The 3,128-nt window shown below is 73.3% G+C and carries 2 protein-coding genes; both read left to right on the top strand.

Annotated elements, in window-relative coordinates:
* The first annotated feature begins 356 nt into the window (after positions 1-356).
* Positions 357-1,139 (top strand): alpha/beta fold hydrolase, encoded by a 783-nt coding sequence (locus ABD308_RS27040; RefSeq protein ID WP_344339657.1) that lies wholly within the window; start codon positions 357-359, stop codon positions 1,137-1,139.
* Positions 1,140-1,682: 543 nt separating this feature from the next.
* Positions 1,683-3,104: a sulfatase family protein gene (locus tag ABD308_RS27035; protein ID WP_344339653.1), complete on the top strand. Its 1,422-nt coding sequence runs from the start codon at positions 1,683-1,685 to the stop codon at positions 3,102-3,104.
* Positions 3,105-3,128 lie beyond the last annotated feature (24 nt).

The following is a 3,128-nucleotide window of genomic DNA, read 5'->3' as shown; positions in this document are numbered from 1 at the left end:
CCCGGCCGGTCCTCCGGTCCCGCGCGGGCGCCGCGGCGCGAGCCCGGGTCCGTACCGGATCGCCGTCGGCGCCCGGGACCCGGCCGCGCTCGCCCGCTTCCGGGCGGTGGCCCGCGGTCGGCGCGTCCCGCCGGAGCGACCGGACGAGCTCCCCGCCGCGGCCGGTGCCCGCGCCCGCCCCGTGTTCGTGCCCGCCCCGTGTTCGTGCCCGCCCCGGAGGGGAGGCGGGCAAGGACCGGCCGCGCCTCGACGGCACCCCGGACGCCGGCCGGCCGAGCCGTCCGCCGCTCACGGGGACGGCGGTAGCGGCGGCCTCATGGGCTTGTGCCGTCCCCCGGGGCCGTCAGACTGGAGCCATGGAGACCATGGTGGCCGTCGAAGGCGGCGAGCTCTGGGCGGACGACTCGGGCGGGGACGGGCTGCCGCTCGTCCTGGTCCACCCGGGGGTCGGGGACTCCACGATCTGGGACCCGGTCCTGCCCGCGCTCACCGCCCGGCACCGGGTGATCCGCTACGACTGCCGCGGCTACGGCCGCTCGCCCGCGCCCACCGTCCCCTACTCCCAGCTCCGGGACCTGCTGGCCGTCCTCGACCACGTCGGGGCGGAACGGGCGGTGCTGGTGGGCAACAGCACCGGCGGGGCCGCCTCGATCGACCTGGCCCTGACGGCTCCGCGGCGGGTGGCGGGACTGGTCCTGCTCGTCCCCGCCGTGAGTGGCTACGACCTCACCGGCGCCGAGCTGTACCAGCAGATGGGCCGACTGGCCGAGGCCGGCGACCTGGAGGGCATCGTCCGGCTCGGCCTGGGCCTGTGGGGGAAGGCCGGCGGCGGCACCCCCGAGGCCGACCCGGTCGGCGCCGCGCACCTGAGGGCCGTGCTGCCGGCCTGGTTCGCCAGCATCGGGTACCTGCGGGCCGAACCCGCCGCCTTCGACCGGCTGGGCGGGATCACCGCGCCCACCGTGCTGGCGCTCGGGGAGCTGGACCGGCCGGTGGTCGTGGAGTTCAACGAGCGGACGGCGGCCCGGATCCCCGGCTGCCGGCTGGTGCGGCTCACCGCCTCCGACCACTACCCGACGCTGCGCGAACCGGAGGCCGTCACCCGGCTGATCGAGGAGCTGTACGACAGCGTGACGTGAGGCGCGCGCTCCGGCCGGCGGCCGGTACGCCGGCGGCAGCGATCATGCCGGAAAGGCCGGCGAGGCGCCCGGCCGTTGACGAGGGGAAACCTGCGGCCGGAATTCCGACATGACGCGGAAACAAAAGCCCCCGGGTATTGCCAGCGTTCACCGGGAACTCCTATAGTCGCACGCATGGCAGCTGGAGAGTTCCTGGCTGCTCGCCGGCACGTCGATTTCGGACGGCTCGCGAGCACGCTCTGTACGGCCGTTCCGGCGTGAACCGGCGGCGGTCCCCGGACGGGTGGACGGGGACCGGTCGCAGCGCGTCGGACCTCCTCGGGGTGACTCGCACCCGCACTGTTCGTGCAGGTCGATGAGGTGCCCCGGTTCCTTCACAGCGGATCCCCGGTGAGTCGCCGTGCCCGTGAATGCTGTCCGGGGTGCGGGCGCGGACGTCCTGCGGACCGGTGAACCGCTTTCCCCGTGAATGATTCCCGGGCCCCCTGTGGGATTTTCCCGCGCGGCCCCGCAAGGAATCACCGAAAAGCATGGAGGGAATTCATGAGCGAGAACGGCGATTCGGAAACGAACGGTTCGCCCCGGGTCGGACGGCGCGGCTTCCTCGCCGGCGCCGCGGCCGTGGCCGCCACCGCGGCGGCCCCGGTGACGCTCCAACTGGCGGGCGCGACCCCCGCGGCCGCCGCCACCCGCCCCAACATCCTGCTGATCGTCACCGACGACCAGCCCAAGCACACCGAGTGGGCCACCCCGCAGATCGTGGACTGGATCGCCGGCCACGGCGTCCGCTTCACCAACGGCCACGTCACCACGCCGCTCTGCGCGCCCTCGCGGTCCTCGGTCTTCTCCGGCCGCTACGCCCACAACCACGGCGTGCGCAACAACGGCGCCTCGCACAGCCTGGACCAGCACACCACCGTCCAGCGCCACCTCAAGCAGGCCGGCTACCGCACCGGGCTGTTCGGCAAGTACCTCAACTCCTGGACCCTGGCGGACAACCCGCCGCACTTCGAGGAGTGGGCGCTGCTCCAGCCCGCGTACAACAACGCCAACTGGAACATCAACGGCACCGTCCAGACCCTCACCGGCTACACCACCAACATCATCAGGAACCGCACCCTGGCCTTCCTCGAACAGGCCGCCACCGACACCCGCCCCTGGTTCGCCTACGTCACCCCGTACGCCTCGCACGAGCCCAACGTGCCCGCCGCCAAGTACGCGGACACCGCCGTCCCGCCGTGGAACGGGCGCCCCTCGGTGCCCGAGGCCAACCGCGACGACAAGCCCGGCTACATCCAGAACGCCACCGCCACCCTCGCCGACGCCCAGGACCTGCGCACCCGCCAGCTGCGCGCCCTGCTCTCCGTCGACGACGCCGTGCAGGCGATCCACGACAAGCTGGTGGCGCTCGGGCAGCTCGACAACACCCTCGTCATCTACCTCGGCGACAACGGCTACACCTGGGCCGACCACGGCTGGCTCAAGAAGTCCGTGCCCTACTCCCCGGCGCACGAGGTGCCGTTCTACGTCTCCTGGCCGGCCGGCGGCCTCGGCGCGGGCACCGTCGACCACCGGATCGTCGCCAACATCGACGTCGCCCCGACCATCCTCGACGCCGCCGGCATCACGCCCGACACCCCGCAGGACGGCCACTCGCTGCTCACCACCGCCACCAGGAACCACCTGCTGGTGGAGTGGTGGAAGCAGGGCACGGCGGCGGGCGGCCCGCCCACCTGGTCGTCGTACGTGGCCGCCGACAAGCAGTACACCGAGTACTACGCGCTGCACACCGACGCGAACGGCACGGTGTCCGGCACCGGCGAGGTGAAGTTCCGTGAGTACTACGACCTGGCGGCCGACCCCTACCAGCTGAGCAACCTGCTGTACCAGGCCACGCCGCAGCAGGAACAGGCGCTCGGCATCCCGGCGTTGGCGGCGCAGCTGGCCGCCGACCGGGCCGCCTGACCCTTCCCCCGATGGTCCGGGGGT

Origin of the sequence: Kitasatospora putterlickiae (genome assembly GCF_039527695.1) — a bacterium.
GTDB lineage: Bacteria > Actinomycetota > Actinomycetes > Streptomycetales > Streptomycetaceae > Kitasatospora > Kitasatospora putterlickiae.
Note: the sequence above shows the minus strand (reverse complement) of the source record. Positions and strands in the feature narration are given on the sequence as shown.

What these genes read in the sequence shown, in the direction of transcription:
- ABD308_RS27040 (WP_344339657.1), top strand. Translation starts at nt 357, where the DNA reads ATGGAGACCATGGTGGCCGTCGAAGGCGGCGAGCTCTGGGCGGACGAC.
- ABD308_RS27035 (WP_344339653.1), top strand. Translation starts at nt 1,683, where the DNA reads ATGAGCGAGAACGGCGATTCGGAAACGAACGGTTCGCCCCGGGTCGGA.